Here is a 16,461-nt window from a genome sequence, read left to right as displayed (position 1 = left end):
CTTCACGCTGCACCGGGTCGACTCGCGCGTTCGTCGCCGATAGGCTGACATCGGTTACCGATACACAGGAGAGCAAGGATGCGTGGACGGATCTGGCTGACGGCGGGCGCGGTGCTGTCGATTGCGGGGTGCGGCAAGGCGGAAGCCCCGGCGGCGCCCGAAAAATCGGTGCTCGCCGACGGGCCCGCGGCCGACATCCGCGCGGTCGCCGAAGCCGACTTGCCGCAGGGCGTGCGCGACGCGGTGCTCGCCAAGGTGCCCGGGATGAAAATCGCCGAGGCCGAGCGTAAGGCGCGCGACGGCAAGCTCTTCTACGACGTCGAGGGAACGCGCCCCGACGGCAGCCCGGTCGAGCTCGACCTGATCGAGGAAGCGGGCAAATACCGCGTCGTCGAGATGCAGCGCGACATCGCCTGGGCCGACGCGCCCGCCCCGGTGCGGACCACCGCCGGCGCCGCGGCCGACGCCTTCACCCCGGCGCGCGTCATCGAAAGCACGCAGGACGACGGGACGATCGTCTATGAACTGTTCGCGCCCGGCAAGGCCGACGAGCCCGCCGCCGAGGTCAATTGGAAGAACGGCAAGGCAACGCTGCGCACGACACGGAACGAGTATTGACCCGATGACCGACACCGCACCCACCGGCCCCGATATGGGCGCGACCTTCTATCACGGCACCCGCGCCGACCTGTCCATCGGAGACCTGCTCGCGGCGGGCTGGAGCAGCAATTACCAGGCCGCACCGATGTCGTGGATCTATTTCTCCGCCGCATTGGAGTCGGCGATCTGGGGCTGCGAACTCGCCGCCGGAACCGGCCGCGAGCGCATCTATATCGTCGAACCCACCGGCGACTGGTTCGACGACCCCAACCTCACCGACAAGAAATTCCCCGGCAACCCGACGCGCAGCTATCGCAGCCGCGCGCCGCTGCGCATCGTCGGCGAGGTGACCGAGTGGGAATCGCATCCGCCCGAAATCCTGCAGGCGATGAAGGACAATCTCGCGCGGTTGCAGGCCGAAGGCGCGCCGATCATCGACTGACCCGACCTTCGCTGCGCTCCATCAAGGAAGCCGATCATGCCCTCCCCCATTCGAATCCTCGCTATCGCGGCGCTTCTCGCCTTCGCACCGACCGCGGCCTCGGCCACCACCGCCGCACCCGTCCCCGCACGCGCCCCGCTGCAACAACTCCGCATCTACGAAATCCCGCACGCCAACGAGGGCGCGTTCCACGACCGTTTCCGTGACCATGCGCTGCGCATCATGGCACGCCACGGCTTCGCGGTCCGCTCGATCTGGCGCAGCGAGCATCAGGACAAGGTCGAATTCGTCTATCTGCTCGACTGGCCCGACGCCGCGGCGATGAAAGCCGCGTGGGACGCCTTCATGGCTGACCCCGAATGGATCGCGATCAAGAAGGAGACGGGCGCGCGCCACGGCCGCTTTGTCGACGCGATTGCGGACCGCACGCTCGAACCCCTCGCCTGGTCCCCCGACCGTGCGGGTGCGGCGGACTAGCGCGGCAGGGAACCCGGACCCGCTTTGGGGGGTCTATGCATCAGAGGGGCAAAGCATGCCCCGCCCGCTTGGCCCGGCACGCAATCCTGATGGAGTGATGTCGATGAACAAGCTGATGATCCTGCCCCTCGCCGCCGCGACCGCGCTGGCGGGCTGTGCCACCACCGGCGACGGTTACGCCTCGAATTATGATGACGGCGGTTATGGCTATTACGACCGCGCCTATTACGACGAGTACGGCCGCTATGACTACGACCGCCCCGACCCGCGCCATGGCGGCTATTATGCCGACAACTATTACCGCAACGACCGCCGCTACCGCGAGCGCCGCTTGTCGAACAACGACCGCGTCTATCGCGGCCGCGACGACAAATATTATTGCCGCCGCAACGACGGTTCGACCGGACTGATCGTCGGCGGCATCGCCGGCGGCGTGCTGGGCAACGTTATTGCGTCGGGCCGCTCCGAAACGCTCGGCACCGTGCTAGGCGCGATCGGCGGCGCGGCGGTCGGCACCGCGATCGACCGCGACAATGTGCGCTGCCGCTAACCGCGACGGCTGACGCGAAGGAGGGTGACAGGCGCAGCAGGCGCGCTAGGCTGAGAGTCCCATTTCCAAATCGGGAGCCGCCATGCTGACGACCCTGCTCACCCTCGCCGCCGCGACCGCAACGCCCGCATCCCCGGCCGACCTCGCCGCGATCGAGGCGACCTGCTTCGATTATGTCGACGGCCAGCTCGAGGGCGATCCCGAGCGCGTCAAACGCGCGCTCCACCCCGACCTCGCCAAGCGCCGCGTTCTGGGCGACACGCCCGACGAGCGGCTCGGGCTGCAGCGCATGAGCCGCGAGGAACTCGTCGACCTCACGAAACGTGGCGCGCTCAAGACCCCGCGCGCCGGGTGGAACCGCACGTGCAGGATCCTCGACGTCGCGGGTAACGCCGCCGCGGTGCGCGTCGAAACCCCATGGTTCGTCGACTATTTCCACATGGGCAAATTCGGCGAGCGATGGGTCATCGTCAACGCGCTGTGGCATATGAAGCCGCGGCCAGCGACGAAATAATGGGTGCCCCACCTCGCCCACGCCAGCTCGATCCGAGCTCAGGTAAGTGGAAGCTTGCGAACGGCGTGCCGCCTACATGTTGCGGAACGACTCCCACTCGGCGAGCCGTTCGGCGATCAGCGCGGCACGCGCCTGGCCGTCGCGGCCGTCCATCGTTTCCATGTCGCCCGGGTGCGCGCGCCAATAGACGCCGGTGGTGCGTATATTGAGTTCGGGATCGGCGCTCGATCGCGTCGTGAAATAGCCCGCGGCGCGGTCTTCGGCCTCGAGCCGGATCTCGCCCGTGCCGTCGAGCCGCGGCGCATCGGGGTCGAGTGGGCGCTCGCCGTTCCAATAATAGAAGAGCCCGTCGTCGCGCGCCGTCGTCGCTTCGCTCGCATAGCGTGCCGACAGCGTCCCGTCGGCGCGCCAAGCGCGCCCAACGAGCGTGAGCGCGCCGGCGCGGTCGCGCCCGATGCGCAGCAAGCCCAATGCGGAAGGCTCCTTTTCGCTGCGCGCGGTTAGCGAATATTGCCACCACACGCCCTCGATGCGCTGGAGCCGCCCTTCGCTCTCGATCGCCTTGCGCAGCTTTTGATTCATAACGCGCATCTCGGTCGCGGTCATCTCGCCCGGGTAGCGCACGCACGTGAGGCCAAGAAGGTCCGTGGGCAGCTTCGCACCGTTCGCGTGGAGGATGAAGGTCCGCCGCATCCCTAGCACGCCGCCGAACAACCCCGCCTCGAACACAACATTATCGCGCGGCGCAGCCTGGCTCGATTCGGTGCGCGACGCCGTCGACGGACTCGTCGTCCAGTCGTCCTCAGCGAAAACGAAGGCCGCGAAATCGACCTCGCGCGTCAGTTCTAGCAGCCGCTCGAGCGTCGACACGCCCGGGTTGAACGTCGTCGTCCAGGGCTCGACGTTCGCGATGTCGCCGAGTCCGCGCGTCAGCGCCTGGATCAGCTTCTCCTGCTTGCCCGACGAGCCCAGGAAAATCCGCGGCTTCTCCGTCATCTTTTCCCTCCATTGCGTTCGGCTGGCTTGTCCCGACCGCGCCGCGACTCGTTTCTATCATCCAAAAGCGCGTCGATCTCTTCCCCGCGAGGCTGCCGCCGATAAGCTAGCTCTTCTTGGCCCGCGTCGGCTTTTCGAGGTTCGCCTCGACCGCGGCGCGCACCAGCGCCTTGAACGCCGCCTCGTCGACGTCGTCGCCCTCGAACAGGTCGATCGCGCGCCGCATGTTGCCGTCGAGGCTCGAATTGAACAGCCCCTTTGGATCGGCAAGCGCCGCGCCTTTGGCAAAGGTCAGCTTGACCTTGTCCTTATACGTCTCGCCCGTGCACAGGATGCCCGTATGCTCCCACACCGGAACGCCCGACGGGTTCGACGGCTTCTGCCACTTCACCGTCTCCTCGACGTCCGGATCGGCGGCATGGATCAGCGTGCGCAGCTTCGTCAGCGTCGCTCCGCGCCAATCGCCGAGCCCCGCGATCTTCGCATCGATCAGATCCGCCGCCATGCCCTTCTCCTCACATCTTCTCGCCCGGCAGCGCCGCCGCCTGTTTCGCCCAGTCGGCGAATGCCGCCTCGTCGACCGGCTCGTCTTCATGGATATGGAAATAGCGCGTGTCGCCGCTCTTCGACGCGACCGGCGGCACCGGATCGAGCGACTGGCCGCGAAAGAAGGCGACCTTGATATATTTGTCGAAGCAATGGATGCTCAGGAACCAGTGGGTCGGCTCGTCGCCCTGCCCCGGCGGACCATAGAAAGGCGAGTTCCATTTGACCGCCTTCGCAACCCCCGGAATGCTCTTCTCGATCAGCTTGTCGAGCCGGCGCCAAACGCCCGACTTCCACCCCGGCATCGCGGCGATATAGGCTTGCACCGGCGCGTCGCCATAGCCTTTCGCGATCTGCGGATTGCCGCCGGACAGCAGCACGGGTGCCCTGTCAGCCATGGAATTCGTCGGCCATGGAATCGCGCTCCCTTCTTTCGTCTTCAAAAGAACGCGATAGCCACAGCGAGTCAAGTCACGCGGGCCTAGCCGGCGATCTCCGCCGTCGCCGCGCGCTCGATCGCGGCGCGCCAGTGCGCCCGCACCGGTAGCAGGAAAATCTCCGACAGCGTCCGCTCGATCTCATCGGCGGTGAGGTAGCGCCGGTCGATGCGCCCGTCGACGAGCCGCGTCGTCAGCCGGTTGTCGCGCAGGCCGTAACGCGCGTCGGCGGTCGTCCGCGCCGCGATCAGCTGGTGCCGAAAATGCGAGTCCGGATGCGCCGAGGTGTACCAGTTGCCGATTTCATAATCGATCGCCGGCGGCGATGCGGGGTCGAGCCGGTACAGCGTCCGCCACTCACTCTCAATCAGCGCCGCGACCTGCCACACGTCGCCGTGCCGCACGACACGATAGCTTTCGTGCCGCGTCGGCTGGGACTCCTCGCTGTCCATCGCGAGCGGCGCGGGCGGGACCGCCGCGCCGAAGCCGACATCGGCAAGCCAGGGCCGCCCACCCAGCGTCACCCGCACCACCATATGCGTGCGTGGGGTCGGCGGGGCATCATCGGGCAGCATCCAGCGCACCCGGCCGAGCAGCCCTTCGGCCTCGAACCCAATCGCCCGCAGCGCGCGGAGGAACAGGCTGTTCTGTTCGAAACAATAGCCGCCGCGCCGTTGGCCGATCAGCTTGGCGTCGATCGCATCGGCACCGATATCGATCCCCGCGCCGGTCAGCGCGTCGATCGCCTCGAACGGGATCGCGGCGATATGCGCGGCCTGAAGCGCGGCGAGCACCTCGAGCGTCGGCGCCACCGGCCCGGCATAGCCGATCCGTGCGAGATAACGCGGCAGGAAGGCCGCGGCGGGCGCGGCGGCATCGGTATCGACGGGGTCGGCAGGCGTGGCAGCGGGATAATGCAGCATGAACAAGGCTCCGTTCGCGAATCAACTGTCCCGCTCTTATGAAAGCTCAAGCCCGGTTGAGGTCAAGCGCGGATCGACAGCCAGGTTTGCTGTCCCGCAAAACACCATCATCTTGGTAACTTAGCCATTGCAGGCGGCCGCGCGCTGCGGCAGATGCGTCACACAACATAAGTCGCATAACATAAACATTTCAGGGAGCCACTCATGCGCACCACGACTTATTCCCGCCTCGCGATCGCGATCGCGCCGGCCGCAATCCTTCTCACGGCAGGCACAGCCAACGCCGCGACCTGCGAGGAAGCCTTCGTCAAAAAGGGCAATCCGATCACCGGACTGCGCTTCACCGCCGCGGTGACCGTCGCCGACCTGCCGCCCGCGGTCGCGATCGGCCAGATGCGCGGGCTCGTCGCTGCCAAGGGCTATGACATCATGGCCGACGAGGCCGAATATGGATCGATGCTGATCGAACAGCCGATGACGGGGACCGTGCGCGCCTTTCCGATCCAGATCACCGCGACCCAGACCGGCGGGATCGGCACAGTGGTGATGGAAGCCAAGCTGCGCGCCGGACAGGCGACCAAGGCCGATGCGGCGATGGCCGAAATGTGCGGAATGCTGAATCAGGTCAAGGGCGGCAAGGCGGGTGCCGCCGCTGCAAAGAAGGGTTCGACCGCGACCACCGTCGCCGCCGCGCCCGTGAAAATGAACTCGCTAAGCTTCTCGCAGCAGGTGTCAAAAGACACCGAACGCAATTCCGCGGGCATCCTCACCCGCTATAAGGGCAAGCAATTCACGATCGACGGGCTCGTCGACTATGTGACCAAGGACGGCAAGGATTTCCGCGTCGGCTACAAAATCCCCCAGCCCTATGAACAGGCGATCCGCCTGCCGAACCAGGCACCGTTCAAGACCGACATCGTCTGTTATATGGCACCGGGTCAGGCCGCTTTTTCGCTCCAGCTCAAGCCGAACAAGAGCATCAAACTGACCGGCACCGTCGAGGACTTCGACGAATACAAGCATGTCATCTGGCTGAAGGATTGCCGTCCGGCGCAGTAACCGGGCGGTAGCAACGGGAGGGGCCCATGCGCGGAATGATAGCGGCGATACTGGCTTTCGGCGTGGCGGCCTCAGCCGCTGCTGCCGAGGCGCCCGCCAGCGAAATTGCGGAGCTGCGCACCTTTGCCGATGCGTTCGACGCGGCGCAGATCGCGCAGGATCGCGCCGCGCTTGACCGCATGGTCGCCGACGACCTCGTCTTTATCGACGGCAGCGGGAAACGGTATGGAAAGGCGTTTTTCATCGACGGCTGGACCGGCGCCGACGACGATTACGACCCCGTCACGCTCAACGATCGCGTAATCCTCCCACTCGGCAAGGACATGGGCCTCGCGAGCGCCGAGACGGTCCTGTCGGGCCGCTCGGCGGGCAAATCCTTTCGCGTCCGCATCCGCTTCACCGACATCTTCCGCCGCCACGGCGACAGCTGGCAGGCGACCTATATCCACGTGACGCGCATGGCGGCCGATAGCGAGTAACGAGAAGGATTCGACTCTCGCTATTGATGAGAACATAATAGGAACATTGATCCGATTCGGAGGAATGGATGATGGACCCGATGTTCCGCTATTTCCTGGGTTTTCAGGTAAATGCCGACCGCGCCGGCTGGCTCGCGCGCCAATTGCCGCCCGTTTCGGGCGATCTGTTCGCGGGCCTGAGGCCCCAGCTTTACCATCTGACGCTGTGCACGATCGCCGAAACAATGGAGCCGCAGCCGTTCTTGCCCCAGCGTGTCGCGGCAGCGTTTGCATCGGGCCTCCCCGCTGCGAGCCACATTCCCTTTGGACGCATCAAGAGCCGGGAGGTGGGGGCCGAACTCACGACCGTCGGAAACATCGGCAGCATTCGCCATCTCTATGAGGGCATCGTCGCACTCTTAGAGACGCAAGGCATCGAACCGATGCATCGAAAGTCGGGGCTGCGGCCCCACATCACGCTCGGCTATGGTGCCTGTGACTTCGACCCGGTCCCGATGGCTTGGCGGTGGACTCCACGCGAGCTCGTCCTGATTGAAAGCCATGTCGGCCATCGCCGCCATCGCGTGCTGCAAAGCTGGTCGCTGCTTCCGCCGGCGCAGAGTGCCTTCGCCTTCATGGAAGATGAACTGCCCGCACCGTTGCTACGCGCCGCCTAGACGTCGAGACTGTGCTCCAGCGTGATCTCGCAATCGAGCAGCTTCGACACCGGGCAATTTTTCTCGGCTTCTTCAGCGATCTTGGCGAACTCGTCGGCTGAGATGCCCGGCACCTTGCCGGTCAGCGTCAGCGCCGATTTGGTGATCGTAAAGCCGCCGTCCTGCTGCTCCAGCGTCACTTCCGCGCTCGTCTCAAGCGTGTCGCCCGAATAGCCGGCGCGCGCGAGACCGAACGACAGCGCCATCGTGAAGCAGGCTGCATGCGCCGCGGCGATCAGCTCCTCGGGGTTTGTACCCGGCTGCCCTTCGAAGCGCGTACCGAAACCATAGGGCTGCTTGTCGAGCACGCCTGATTTGGTCGTGATCGATCCCTTGCCTTCCTTGCCGAAGCCTTCGTAGCGGGCCGATGCGCGATTGACGGTCATAATCGTATCTCCTTGGTGGGGTCGGGGAGTGAGCGAAAAAGCGGCCCGGGACTCGCGCCTCAGGCGGGCAGCAGCTTACGCCGCGCGCCCACGCGCTTCCACGCCTTTTCATGGAAGAAGAATGCGACAGCATTGATACACGGCTCGATGATCGCGATCCCGCCCCCCAGCGCGGCCGATCCGGTCATCACATAAGCGACGCTGAACCCGATCGTCAGGTGGATCGTGAGATAGGTGAAGGTCTTGATCAGGTCGGTGGGCATGGCCCGTCTCCAGCAAATGCGAACTCGCTCGAGTTAAGAATGATTCGCAATAAATGCCAGAGGGTGCCTTCGGTCAGTCTGATCGATTTTCCCGCACGACCCCGGCCCGGTCGAGTTCGGGACCGAGCCGCCCGGTGAGCCACATCGCCCACATTTTGAAATCGGCGGCGAGGCTCCACAGCGGATAGGTGAAGGTCGCTGGCCGGTTCTTCTCGACCCCGAAATGCGCGACCCACGCAAAGAAATAACCCGCGACCGGCAACGCGATCAGCCAACCCCAGCGGCCCGACAGCCCCGCCGCGAGCGCGATCAGCACGACGAGGCTGGTCCCGACATAATGCAGCGCGCGCGTCGACGTCTTGCTGTGCTCGCGCAGGTAAAAGGGCCAGAATTCGGCGAAGGTCGTATATTGGCGCGCCATTGCCCGATGCTGCCCTTCGCCGCGGCGCGGGTCAACTACAGGCTGCGCGCCGCCTCGTCGATCAGCGCCGCGACCTCGACCGGCCGCGAGGCGAGCGAGGCATGCCCCGCGTCGAGCGCGATCACCTTGCGCGCGCCGAGCCGGTCCGACATCGCCTTCTGGTTCGCGGGGTCGATCATCCGGTCTTCGTTCGAAATCTGGTACCAGCTCGGCTTCATCCGCCACGCCGGATCGCTCACCGCCTCGCCAAAGGTCGACGCGAGCGGCGCCTTTTGCGTCACCGCCATCACCAGCGCCTCGTCGGCGCTCACATCCTGACAGAAACTTTCGTGAAACTTGTCGGGCTTGACCCACAAATAGCCGTCGGCGTCGGGCGCCAGGTTCGCCGCGCCAGCAGGCGGATGCTGCTGCGTCAGCGCGCCGGGGCTCTCGCCCGCATCGGGCGCGAAGGCCGCGATATAGACGAGCCCCGCAACATTCGGTGCCGTACCCGCCTCGGTGATCACCGCGCCGCCATAGCTGTGCCCGACGAGCAGCACCGGCCCCTCGACCTGCGCCGCGATCTGCCGCGTCCGCGCGGCGTCGCCCGCAAGCGAGGTCAGCGGCAGTTCGACCGCGCGCATCCCTTTGTGCCCCAGCCGATCGAGCTCGACGATCGCCTTTGCCCAATGCGCGGCGCCGCCCCAGAAGCCATGCACGAGGATGATCGTAGGAAGCGCTGCCATGGTCCCGACTCCTGTAGAATTTCGCGAAGCCCGAAGCTAACATGCCCGGCAGATAGCCGACAGCAAAGAAACCGTCGGGATTTCGGGAGGGGAAATTTTCATGAAAAAATCGACGCGCGCGCTACTCGGGCTGGTCCTGCTCGACCTCATCGTCGTCGCCGGGGCCTGGTGGATGATCGACCGGACGCAAAGCGGCGCGTGGAACTCGAATGATCCGGCGGGCTCGATCACGATGGTGACGACGACCGCGGGCATGCTGGTCGGGGTAATCTCGGTCGTGCTGTTGCTTGCCTTTTTCATGCACCGCCGCGCGGGGAACTGATCGGCGGGCCTTTCAGGCCTCCCGCAAACTCACTCCTCGCTGTTGACGATCACGTCCCAATGCTCCTCGACCAGCGCGAACCGCCTGGCCTCTTCGGCCTTGAAATTCGCGAGGTCAGGAAACAGACGCGCACCCACAGCTTCTGCGGCGGCGTCATATCCGGTGCCGTCGCCGACCGCATCCTCGGCGCCGCGATAGGTGATCGCCACGCGCAGGTCCCAGCGCGTCCCGCCCGCCATATGGGTGAAGGGGGTCGTCGTCTCGATCCGGGTGATGAAACCCAGCCGCTTCATCTCGTCGAGGATCGGCTGGTGATTCTTCGCATAGAGCGCGCGGAACTCGTCCATCGCGCCCCAGCGGATGCGATAATAATATTCGATCGTCACCGGGGTCGCCTTTGCGGCAACCGATGCTGGCGCGGCGGCGGATGGTGCGGCCGCCGGCGCGCCGGCGATCAACAGCAGTGGCAAAATGGAAAGCATGGCCCCTCTCCCCTTCGCATTATAGCCTACGCCTGATGCAAGGGGCGTTCAAGGCGCCGGAAAAACGACAGCCCTCCCGCCTGGGTCGCAGGGGCGGGAGGGCTGGTTTCCAGTCCGGCGTGGCAGGCCGGGCCGGAGACGAAAACGGGTGTGCGGCCTAGCGCGCCGCGGCTTCGCGGACCTTTTGCACCGCGGGGAGCAGCAGGCCGATCAGGATCTGCACCGGGTTCGACGTCACCGTCATGCCGCCCTGTGCGGGCTGCGCCGACTGCGCCATAGCGGGGGTGGCCGAAAGGACCATGGTGAGGGCAAGCACGGGGGTGAGGATCATCTTCTTGGTCATCGTCTCTTCCTTTTCACATTCGTTGATCTGGTTCGAATTGGGCTCGGGTCGTTCCCGATGCCCCGCTTATGACGCACAGCCGATCACCCAGCCGTGATCGCCATCACTCGGCCGAACAAATTTCACAAAGCATTGGAAAGAAACGAAAGAAATTTACGCTTGGCGCTTGAGCCGCACCAGCGCGCTATCGAGCGCTTGCAGGAATTGCGAACGATCGGCCTTCGAGAAGGGCGGCGGCCCGCCCATCCCGTCGCTCATTCCCGACCGCAGGTCGGCCATGATCGCGCGCGTCGCGATCGCGGGTCCGATCGAGGCGAGGGTGAAGGGCTTGCCATTGGGGCCGAGCACGGCCGCCCCCGCCTTCAGCGCGCGGTCGGCGAGCAATATGTCGGCGGTGATCACGACACTCTGCGCATTCGCCGCCTCTGCGATCCAGTCGTCGGCGGCGTCGAAACCGTCCGACACGGTAATCCGTTCGATCAACGGATGTTCGGGGACGCGCAGCCGGCTGTTGCTCACGACCTTCACCGGCACCTCGTGCCGCCACGCGACACGGTAGATCTCGTCCTTCACCGGACAAGCGTCGGCATCGACGAGGATTTGGACAGGCGTGGACATGGACGAAAGCGGTCAGCCGACCGCGACACCCTTCCAGAAGGCGATGCGATCCTTGATCGCCGCCGCCGCTTCCTTGGGATCGGGATAATACCAGGCGGCGTCTTCGTTCACCTGTCCGTCCACGGTGACATGGTGATAATGCGCTATCCCCTTCCAGGGGCATAGGCTCGTCGTCGCGCTATCCGACAAGAGCGCCGCATCGACCGCATCGCGCGGGAAATAATGATTGCCCTCGACGACGACCGTGTCGTCGCTGTCGGCGATCACCGCGCCATTCCACCGTGCCTGAACCATCGCGCCTACTTCTTCATATTGTCGAGCCCGGCGACCACGCCGACCTTGGTCGACGGATTGCTCGCATTGGGCTTCTTGGGCTTTTCCGCCTTGGGTTTGCGGGTTTCGCGGTTCGATTTCTTCTGGCTCTTGGCCATGGTCAATACCTTGGAAAGGCGACGGACGCCGATGCCCGTCAAGACGATCTTACGCGCATTGCCCGCCCGCGTCGCCTGTTATCCCGCCAGCCCGTCCCAGACCAGCTTGGCGCCGAGCAGGACCATCAACACGTAAATGAGCACATAGAAACGCGCGCCATCGATCCGTTTCAGCCAGCGCACGGTGAGCAGCGTTGAACCGATCGCCAGCGGCATCAACAACACGGCGGCGACGAGCACCTCGTGCGGGAAGGCACCGAGCGCGATATAGGCGGGCACCTTCATCCAGTTGATCGCCGCGAACAGGATCGAACTGGTGCCGACGAAGACGAGGTGCGGCAGGCGGCGCGGCGTCACCCACATCTGGAACGGAGGCCCGCCGGCATGCGCGATCTGGCTGGTGAAGCCCGTCGCGACCCCGAACAGGCTGCCGACCCAGCCGGGCGATGTCGACGCCGCGACGACGCGCCCGCCGCGCTCGACCCACAGCCGATAGAGCCCGAACGCCAGCGTGATCGCACCGAGTGCCGCCATCAGCTTCGCCTCGTCGACGCGCTCGGCATAGGCATAGCCCGCGGCGATGCCGACCGCGGCGCCGGGGAGCATCCATGCAATGACCCACCCGTCCCACGTCTTGCGGAACGACCAGACGCTGACGACGTCCTGCACGATCAATATCGGCAGCAGAAGCGCGGCGGCGATCGTCGACGGCAGCACCAGCGCGACGAGCGGCGTCGCCAGCGCCCCGACCCCCGACAATCCGCCCTTGGCAAGCCCGAGCAGGATCACCGCGATGGCGAGTACCAGCAACGTCAGCGGATCGGCGAGCAGGCTCATGCGGCGGCGATCTCCGCCGTTTCGGGCAGCCGCCAGTCGATCGCGCCGCGGCCATGCGCTTCCAGAAACGCGTTCGTCTGACTGAACGGCCGCGACCCGAAAAAGCCGTTGTGCGCCGACAAAGGCGAGGGATGCGGCGCGCGCAGAATCAAATGCGGGCTACCCGCGCCGAGACCCGGCACATTCGCCGCTTTCTTCTGTGCATGGCTACCCCACAGGATGAAGACCTTCGGCGCCGGGTCGGCGGCGACCGTGGCGACCACGGCGTCGGTGAACTTCTCCCACCCCTTGCCCTGATGCGACGCGGCCATGCCGCTCTCGACCGTCAGGCAATTGTTGAGCAGCAGCACGCCCTGTTCGGCCCAATGCTTCAAATAGCCGTGCGCGGCACGCGCAATGCCGAGGTCGCTCTGCATTTCCTTGTAGATATTGACGAGGCTCGGCGGCGTGCGCACCCCCGGCTGGACTGAGAAGCACAGCCCATGCGCCTGCCCCGGGCCGTGATAGGGATCCTGCCCGAGGATCACGACGCGCACATCCTGCGGCGGTGTCGCGTCGAGTGCCGCGAACCAGTCGCGCGGACGCGGATAGATGGCCTTGCCCTTCTCGCGCTCGGCGCCAAGGAACGCCTTGAGCGCCGCCATATAGGGCTGCTCGAACTCGCCGCCGATGCGCGCGAGCCAGTCGGGATGCAGTTTGACCTCGGACATGCCCGCGCTTCACCAGAGGAGCGCGGGCTTGTCCAGAGGCTTACAGACTGCCGCGCACGCTCAGGAAGAAACGGCGGCCCAGATAGTCATATTGCGTACCAAATGCTGGCGCCTGGCCGATCACCGGCGGCGTCGCGGTGACGACGGTCGACACGCGCGGCGGCGGGGTGTCGAACAGGTTCGCGACACCCAGCGTGATGCGGAACCGCTCGGCGACGTCGCGGCTCAGCGACAGCGAGTGATAGAAGGTCGCGGGCACGCTGACGTCGGGGCAGAAACGCCCGCCCGGACGGAAGCCCGACGTGCGGCACGCGTCGCCGCCCTGCGCGCGGAACAGATCTTCCGCGTTAGAAGCGGCCCCAGTGACGTCGAGGCCATAGAACAGCGTCCATCCACCCTTCATCCAGCCAAGGTTGAAATCGCCGACCCACTTCGGATTGCCGATCTTGCCATTGTCGTCGACCTCGGTGCCGGGGAAGAGCGAAACCTTGTCCTTCACCTGCCAGGTCATCTGCGCGCGAAACGCGAGCGAGCCGAGGTTGCCTAGATCCTGATCGACCGCGAGCGACAGGTCGACACCGCGGTTCCGCTGGCGGCTGATGTTCACATAGCGATCGGTGACGGTCGCGACGCTCTGTGCATCGGGCCCCGCGGCGGTGCGCGTGAACAGGCCGCACAGCGGCTCGTCGGCCACCTCGGAGTCATAGCAACCGCGAAGAATATTACCCGCGCCGAGCAGGTTGATCTCGTCCTTCACCTCGATATCGAAATAGTCGACCGCAAGGCGCGTCTTGAGCCCACCCCACAGCGCACCGGACAGATCGGGGGTCAGGATGACCGACACCGTCTTTGCGGTCGAGGTTTCGGGCTTGAGCCGGCCAATGCCGCCGCCCGATGCGATCACTGCCGGGCCAAACCCGCCCGCGAAATTGGAGCCGATGCCGTCGGCGGCGCAATTGTCGAAGATGCGCTGGCTGATCGCCCCCGCCGCGAGCCGCGCCGCGGTCTGGATGCACGGATCGATCGCCTGCTGGCCAAGGAATCCCGTCTGGTCCTGAAGGAAGAGTTCGAACAGCGCGGGCGCGCGGAACGAGGTGCCCCAGGTGCCGCGAAAACGCAGCCAGTCGGTCACCGCCCAATCGGCGCCGACCTTCCATGTCGTGTCGCTGAACTTGTCCTGCACTCCGTCGCGGCGCGTCGCCTCAACATGCGTGTAACGCGCCGCCCCCGACAGCGTCAGCCGCTCGATCATCGGCACGCCTTCAAGCAAAGGCACTTCGACCTCGCCGAAGATTTCCTTCGACACGGTGCGCCCTGCGGTGATGCCCGAGGTCGTGAAATTGGAGACATTGCCGGCAAGCGTCGCTTCGCCTGGCGTGTCGTTGATCTCGTCGCGGCGGATATTCGCCCCGAACGCCGCACCGACTGATCCGGCGGGCAGGTTGAACAATTTGCCCGTCAGTAAAGCCTCGGCCGACGTCTGCTTGAACAGCGTACGACCCGTCTCGCGGCCCATCAGGAACGCGCGCTCGGCCGGCGTGAAGTCGCCGCGCAGCACACGCGGGTCGGTGAAGTCGATATCGATGCACGGCACGTCGCGGACCGCCGTCGTGGTGCCGACGCACGAACGCGTGCGCAAAGTCTGCGACGCAAGCGCGTCCTGATAGATGACGTCCTGCGTATAGCTCGCATCCGAACGGCTGTGCTGGCCGCTCACATCCCACTTCCACCCGCCGCCGATCTCGCCGCGCAGACCGAGCACGCCGCGATAATAATCGACGTCGGCTTTGCTTTCGGTCTTCACCAGCACGCGCGGGCGCAGGATGATGTTGCCGCCGAACTCGGCGTTGAACGGATCGCCCAGGTCATTGGGATCGCAATTATATGCGGTCGGATCGCAGAGGAAGAAGGGCAGCATCGACGCGCCGGTGAATTGCTGGAGTTCGATCCGCTGAAAACCATTGTTGCGCGACTTGCGGTTGCTGAACAGGAATTCGCCATAGGCGGTGATGCCATCGGTGACATCATACGCCCCCTCGACAAAGGCGCTGATCCGGCTCACGCCCGAAAACACGTCCGAATCCTGCTCGACGGGCTCGAACTGGTTGAGCGCGCCGGTCGACGGGCCGTCGAAATTGACTCCGAAGAAATTGGCGGGGCCGAACACGCCGATCGGGTTATAGGCATTGATCGGGATGCCGACCCCCGCGAACTCGGCGCCATATTGGCCCGACAGGATCGCCTGCCCGTTCGGCGCGATCAGCCCGGGACCGAAGGTAGGGAAGCCGTTCTGGTCGACTCCCGAAAAGTCACTGAAGGCGATCTGATTGCCTTGCGTGCTGCTGCACGTCGGGCGTCCGGTGCGGAAATCGACGATATCGGCGCGGCTGCCATCGGCCTCGCGCTTCAGATATTCTTCGGAACAGAAGAGAAAGCCGCGGTCGCGGCGCGTCAGGTTCTGCTGGCGGAAAACATCGACCGTCGCAAAGATGTGGCCACGATCGAATCGCTTGCCGAAGCTGGCATCGGCGCCATAGCTTTCGCCGCCGCCATGTTCGGTGATCGACGAGAAACCGCCACCCTCGAAGCCGTCGAGATCGTCGCGGGTCAGGATGTTGACCACGCCTGCGACCGCATCCGAACCATAGATCGACGAAGCGCCGGTCTTCAGCACCTCGACCTGGCGCACTACCGACAGCGGCAGGACGTTAAGGTCGAACGGCGCGACCGAGCCCCTGATCCCGGCAGGGCCCGCGCGGCGGCCGTTGATCAGCACGAGCGTCCGCTCGGCGCCAAGCCCGCGCAGCGACACCGTCTGCACATCATTACCGCCATTGGCGACGAAGCGGTTCGAAATGGCAGAAGTAATCTGGATCGAGCCCTGCGCTGCCGGCGTCGACCGTAAGATATCGGCAAGCTGGACCTGCCCCTGCAGCTTCGCATTTTCGGGATCGATGACCTGGATCGGGTCGGCGCTGGTGAATTCGCTCTTCGCGATGCGCGAGCCGGTGACGATAATTTCGTCGCTGCTCTGCGCCGCCGCGGGCGAGGCCGCCAGCGCGATCACCGAGGCTGTCGCAGTCAGAAACACCGAGGGGCTGGTGCCCATTTTCATAATCTTCGTCCGATTTATAAAGTTGATCTCGCCCCCCGGCAGGGCAGAAATTACGCGAAAAGGCGTTTCGATATGGTTTACGCAGCAGTA

The 16,461-nt window shown here is 65.2% G+C and carries 25 protein-coding genes; 9 read left to right on the top strand and 16 right to left on the bottom strand.

Going from position 1 to position 16,461, the window contains the following annotated elements; translation table 11 throughout:
- The first annotated feature begins 78 nt into the window (after positions 1 to 78).
- From ASD73_RS20145 to ASD73_RS20125, 5 genes are all read left to right on the top strand, one after another.
- Positions 79 to 618 carry a hypothetical protein gene (locus ASD73_RS20145; protein WP_056367654.1) on the top strand — a complete coding sequence of 180 codons (540 nt, stop codon included), beginning with the start codon at positions 79 to 81 and terminating at the stop codon, positions 616 to 618.
- A 4-nt stretch (positions 619 to 622) separates the two neighbouring features.
- Positions 623 to 1,042, top strand: coding sequence for an NAD(+)--rifampin ADP-ribosyltransferase (arr, locus tag ASD73_RS20140; RefSeq protein ID WP_056367653.1), 420 nt, complete (start codon positions 623 to 625; stop codon positions 1,040 to 1,042).
- A 36-nt stretch (positions 1,043 to 1,078) separates the two neighbouring features.
- Positions 1,079 to 1,519, top strand: coding sequence for an NIPSNAP family protein (locus ASD73_RS20135; protein WP_056367652.1), 441 nt, complete (start codon positions 1,079 to 1,081; stop codon positions 1,517 to 1,519).
- A 103-nt stretch (positions 1,520 to 1,622) separates the two neighbouring features.
- Positions 1,623 to 2,069 (top strand): glycine zipper 2TM domain-containing protein, encoded by a 447-nt coding sequence (locus ASD73_RS20130; RefSeq protein ID WP_056368234.1) that lies wholly within the window; start codon positions 1,623 to 1,625, stop codon positions 2,067 to 2,069.
- Positions 2,070 to 2,151: 82 nt separating this feature from the next.
- Positions 2,152 to 2,583, top strand: a complete 432-nt coding sequence (locus tag ASD73_RS20125) for a nuclear transport factor 2 family protein (RefSeq protein ID WP_056367650.1) — start codon at positions 2,152 to 2,154, stop codon at positions 2,581 to 2,583.
- A 72-nt stretch (positions 2,584 to 2,655) separates the two neighbouring features.
- Here the strand turns inward: ASD73_RS20125 and ASD73_RS20120 are convergent, their stop codons facing one another.
- The 4 genes from ASD73_RS20120 to ASD73_RS20105 all read right to left on the bottom strand — a co-directional run bounded on the left by ASD73_RS20120 (position 2,656) and on the right by ASD73_RS20105 (position 5,485).
- A complete protein-coding gene (locus ASD73_RS20120) occupies positions 2,656 to 3,579 on the bottom strand; it encodes a TIR domain-containing protein (protein ID WP_056367648.1) in 924 nt (307 codons plus the stop codon).
- A gap of 106 nt (positions 3,580 to 3,685) precedes the next feature.
- The gene (locus ASD73_RS20115) at positions 3,686 to 4,084 is read right to left on the bottom strand and encodes a DUF1801 domain-containing protein (protein WP_056367646.1); all 399 of its coding nucleotides are present in this window, start codon (positions 4,082 to 4,084) and stop codon (positions 3,686 to 3,688) included.
- Positions 4,085 to 4,094: 10 nt separating this feature from the next.
- On the bottom strand, positions 4,095 to 4,523 hold the full coding sequence (locus ASD73_RS20110; protein WP_056367644.1) for a DUF1801 domain-containing protein: 429 nt from the start codon (positions 4,521 to 4,523) through the stop codon (positions 4,095 to 4,097).
- Between the two features lie 83 nt (positions 4,524 to 4,606).
- Positions 4,607 to 5,485 carry an arylamine N-acetyltransferase family protein gene (locus ASD73_RS20105; RefSeq protein ID WP_082521761.1) on the bottom strand — a complete coding sequence of 293 codons (879 nt, stop codon included), beginning with the start codon at positions 5,483 to 5,485 and terminating at the stop codon, positions 4,607 to 4,609.
- 204 nt (positions 5,486 to 5,689) lie between these two features.
- Here ASD73_RS20105 and ASD73_RS20100 point away from each other — a divergent pair, with 204 nt between their 5' ends.
- The 3 genes from ASD73_RS20100 to ASD73_RS20090 all read left to right on the top strand — a co-directional run bounded on the left by ASD73_RS20100 (position 5,690) and on the right by ASD73_RS20090 (position 7,679).
- Positions 5,690 to 6,544 (top strand): hypothetical protein, encoded by an 855-nt coding sequence (locus ASD73_RS20100; RefSeq protein ID WP_056367642.1) that lies wholly within the window; start codon positions 5,690 to 5,692, stop codon positions 6,542 to 6,544.
- Between the two features lie 26 nt (positions 6,545 to 6,570).
- Positions 6,571 to 7,023, top strand: a complete 453-nt coding sequence (locus ASD73_RS20095; protein WP_056376142.1) for a nuclear transport factor 2 family protein — start codon at positions 6,571 to 6,573, stop codon at positions 7,021 to 7,023.
- Positions 7,024 to 7,091: 68 nt separating this feature from the next.
- Positions 7,092 to 7,679 carry a 2'-5' RNA ligase family protein gene (locus ASD73_RS20090; RefSeq protein ID WP_156377484.1) on the top strand — a complete coding sequence of 196 codons (588 nt, stop codon included), beginning with the start codon at positions 7,092 to 7,094 and terminating at the stop codon, positions 7,677 to 7,679.
- On the opposite strand, the gene ASD73_RS20085 is transcribed toward ASD73_RS20090, so the two are convergent.
- From ASD73_RS20085 to ASD73_RS20070, 4 genes are all read right to left on the bottom strand, one after another.
- The gene (locus tag ASD73_RS20085) at positions 7,676 to 8,104 is read right to left on the bottom strand and encodes an OsmC family protein (protein ID WP_056367633.1); all 429 of its coding nucleotides are present in this window, start codon (positions 8,102 to 8,104) and stop codon (positions 7,676 to 7,678) included. The genes ASD73_RS20090 and ASD73_RS20085 overlap by 4 nt on opposite strands.
- 59 nt (positions 8,105 to 8,163) lie before the next feature.
- The gene (locus tag ASD73_RS20080) at positions 8,164 to 8,367 is read right to left on the bottom strand and encodes a DUF2061 domain-containing protein (RefSeq protein WP_056367631.1); all 204 of its coding nucleotides are present in this window, start codon (positions 8,365 to 8,367) and stop codon (positions 8,164 to 8,166) included.
- Between the two features lie 73 nt (positions 8,368 to 8,440).
- Entirely contained in the window at positions 8,441 to 8,788 is a 348-nt protein-coding gene (locus tag ASD73_RS20075) for a DUF962 domain-containing protein (protein ID WP_056367629.1), read from the bottom strand.
- Positions 8,789 to 8,823: 35 nt separating this feature from the next.
- Positions 8,824 to 9,513: an alpha/beta hydrolase gene (locus ASD73_RS20070; RefSeq protein WP_056367627.1), complete on the bottom strand. Its 690-nt coding sequence runs from the start codon at positions 9,511 to 9,513 to the stop codon at positions 8,824 to 8,826.
- A 100-nt stretch (positions 9,514 to 9,613) separates the two neighbouring features.
- On the opposite strand from ASD73_RS20070, the gene ASD73_RS20065 reads away from it, so the two are divergent.
- Complete coding sequence (locus ASD73_RS20065) at positions 9,614 to 9,835, top strand: hypothetical protein (RefSeq protein WP_056367625.1); 222 nt, start codon at positions 9,614 to 9,616, stop codon at positions 9,833 to 9,835.
- 29 nt (positions 9,836 to 9,864) lie between these two features.
- Here ASD73_RS20065 and ASD73_RS20060 read toward each other — a convergent pair whose 3' ends face one another.
- The 8 genes from ASD73_RS20060 to ASD73_RS20030 form a co-directional block, all read right to left on the bottom strand.
- A complete protein-coding gene (locus tag ASD73_RS20060; RefSeq protein ID WP_056367623.1) occupies positions 9,865 to 10,317 on the bottom strand; it encodes a hypothetical protein in 453 nt (150 codons plus the stop codon).
- A gap of 157 nt (positions 10,318 to 10,474) precedes the next feature.
- The gene (locus tag ASD73_RS20055; protein ID WP_056367621.1) at positions 10,475 to 10,660 is read right to left on the bottom strand and encodes a hypothetical protein; all 186 of its coding nucleotides are present in this window, start codon (positions 10,658 to 10,660) and stop codon (positions 10,475 to 10,477) included.
- Between the two features lie 153 nt (positions 10,661 to 10,813).
- A complete protein-coding gene (locus ASD73_RS20050; RefSeq protein WP_056367620.1) occupies positions 10,814 to 11,278 on the bottom strand; it encodes a YaiI/YqxD family protein in 465 nt (154 codons plus the stop codon).
- A gap of 12 nt (positions 11,279 to 11,290) precedes the next feature.
- Complete coding sequence (locus tag ASD73_RS20045; protein ID WP_056367618.1) at positions 11,291 to 11,572, bottom strand: DUF427 domain-containing protein; 282 nt, start codon at positions 11,570 to 11,572, stop codon at positions 11,291 to 11,293.
- 5 nt (positions 11,573 to 11,577) lie between these two features.
- Positions 11,578 to 11,709 carry a hypothetical protein gene (locus ASD73_RS23450; protein ID WP_268801259.1) on the bottom strand — a complete coding sequence of 44 codons (132 nt, stop codon included), beginning with the start codon at positions 11,707 to 11,709 and terminating at the stop codon, positions 11,578 to 11,580.
- Between the two features lie 78 nt (positions 11,710 to 11,787).
- Entirely contained in the window at positions 11,788 to 12,546 is a 759-nt protein-coding gene (locus tag ASD73_RS20040; RefSeq protein WP_056367616.1) for a sulfite exporter TauE/SafE family protein, read from the bottom strand.
- Positions 12,543 to 13,256 carry a uracil-DNA glycosylase gene (gene ung / locus ASD73_RS20035; RefSeq protein WP_056367615.1) on the bottom strand — a complete coding sequence of 238 codons (714 nt, stop codon included), beginning with the start codon at positions 13,254 to 13,256 and terminating at the stop codon, positions 12,543 to 12,545. Before ung ends, ASD73_RS20040 begins: the two co-directional genes overlap by 4 nt.
- A 40-nt stretch (positions 13,257 to 13,296) precedes the next feature.
- On the bottom strand, positions 13,297 to 16,371 hold the full coding sequence (locus tag ASD73_RS20030) for a TonB-dependent receptor domain-containing protein (RefSeq protein WP_056376140.1): 3,075 nt from the start codon (positions 16,369 to 16,371) through the stop codon (positions 13,297 to 13,299).
- Positions 16,372 to 16,461: the final 90 nt, after the last annotated feature.

Origin of the sequence: Sphingopyxis sp. Root154, from assembly GCF_001427105.1 — a bacterium.
In the GTDB taxonomy this organism is placed as follows: domain Bacteria; phylum Pseudomonadota; class Alphaproteobacteria; order Sphingomonadales; family Sphingomonadaceae; genus Sphingopyxis.
The sequence above is the reverse complement of the archived record's forward strand: the minus strand, read 5'-3'. Positions and strand labels throughout refer to the sequence as shown.

Bases quoted from the DNA above. Each gene is read 5' to 3' on its own strand.
- arr (WP_056367653.1), top strand. From the start codon at position 623: ATGACCGACACCGCACCCACCGGCCCCGATATGGGCGCGACCTTCTAT.
- ASD73_RS20095 (WP_056376142.1), top strand. From the start codon at position 6,571: ATGCGCGGAATGATAGCGGCGATACTGGCTTTCGGCGTGGCGGCCTCA.
- ASD73_RS20100 (WP_056367642.1), top strand. From the start codon at position 5,690: ATGCGCACCACGACTTATTCCCGCCTCGCGATCGCGATCGCGCCGGCC.
- ASD73_RS20115 (WP_056367646.1), bottom strand. From the start codon at position 4,084: ATGGCGGCGGATCTGATCGATGCGAAGATCGCGGGGCTCGGCGATTGG.
- ASD73_RS20075 (WP_056367629.1), bottom strand. From the start codon at position 8,788: ATGGCGCGCCAATATACGACCTTCGCCGAATTCTGGCCCTTTTACCTG.
- ASD73_RS20040 (WP_056367616.1), bottom strand. From the start codon at position 12,546: ATGAGCCTGCTCGCCGATCCGCTGACGTTGCTGGTACTCGCCATCGCG.
- ASD73_RS20145 (WP_056367654.1), top strand. From the start codon at position 79: ATGCGTGGACGGATCTGGCTGACGGCGGGCGCGGTGCTGTCGATTGCG.
- ASD73_RS20080 (WP_056367631.1), bottom strand. From the start codon at position 8,367: ATGCCCACCGACCTGATCAAGACCTTCACCTATCTCACGATCCACCTG.
- ASD73_RS20125 (WP_056367650.1), top strand. From the start codon at position 2,152: ATGCTGACGACCCTGCTCACCCTCGCCGCCGCGACCGCAACGCCCGCA.
- ASD73_RS20120 (WP_056367648.1), bottom strand. From the start codon at position 3,579: ATGACGGAGAAGCCGCGGATTTTCCTGGGCTCGTCGGGCAAGCAGGAG.
- ASD73_RS20085 (WP_056367633.1), bottom strand. From the start codon at position 8,104: ATGACCGTCAATCGCGCATCGGCCCGCTACGAAGGCTTCGGCAAGGAA.
- ASD73_RS20045 (WP_056367618.1), bottom strand. From the start codon at position 11,572: ATGGTTCAGGCACGGTGGAATGGCGCGGTGATCGCCGACAGCGACGAC.
- ASD73_RS20070 (WP_056367627.1), bottom strand. From the start codon at position 9,513: ATGGCAGCGCTTCCTACGATCATCCTCGTGCATGGCTTCTGGGGCGGC.
- ASD73_RS20055 (WP_056367621.1), bottom strand. From the start codon at position 10,660: ATGACCAAGAAGATGATCCTCACCCCCGTGCTTGCCCTCACCATGGTC.
- ASD73_RS23450 (WP_268801259.1), bottom strand. From the start codon at position 11,709: ATGGCCAAGAGCCAGAAGAAATCGAACCGCGAAACCCGCAAACCCAAG.
- ASD73_RS20135 (WP_056367652.1), top strand. From the start codon at position 1,079: ATGCCCTCCCCCATTCGAATCCTCGCTATCGCGGCGCTTCTCGCCTTC.
- ASD73_RS20065 (WP_056367625.1), top strand. From the start codon at position 9,614: ATGAAAAAATCGACGCGCGCGCTACTCGGGCTGGTCCTGCTCGACCTC.
- ASD73_RS20105 (WP_082521761.1), bottom strand. From the start codon at position 5,485: ATGCTGCATTATCCCGCTGCCACGCCTGCCGACCCCGTCGATACCGAT.
- ASD73_RS20030 (WP_056376140.1), bottom strand. From the start codon at position 16,371: ATGAAAATGGGCACCAGCCCCTCGGTGTTTCTGACTGCGACAGCCTCG.
- ung (WP_056367615.1), bottom strand. From the start codon at position 13,256: ATGTCCGAGGTCAAACTGCATCCCGACTGGCTCGCGCGCATCGGCGGC.
- ASD73_RS20060 (WP_056367623.1), bottom strand. From the start codon at position 10,317: ATGCTTTCCATTTTGCCACTGCTGTTGATCGCCGGCGCGCCGGCGGCC.
- ASD73_RS20090 (WP_156377484.1), top strand. From the start codon at position 7,092: ATGATGGACCCGATGTTCCGCTATTTCCTGGGTTTTCAGGTAAATGCC.
- ASD73_RS20110 (WP_056367644.1), bottom strand. From the start codon at position 4,523: ATGGCTGACAGGGCACCCGTGCTGCTGTCCGGCGGCAATCCGCAGATC.
- ASD73_RS20130 (WP_056368234.1), top strand. From the start codon at position 1,623: ATGAACAAGCTGATGATCCTGCCCCTCGCCGCCGCGACCGCGCTGGCG.
- ASD73_RS20050 (WP_056367620.1), bottom strand. From the start codon at position 11,278: ATGTCCACGCCTGTCCAAATCCTCGTCGATGCCGACGCTTGTCCGGTG.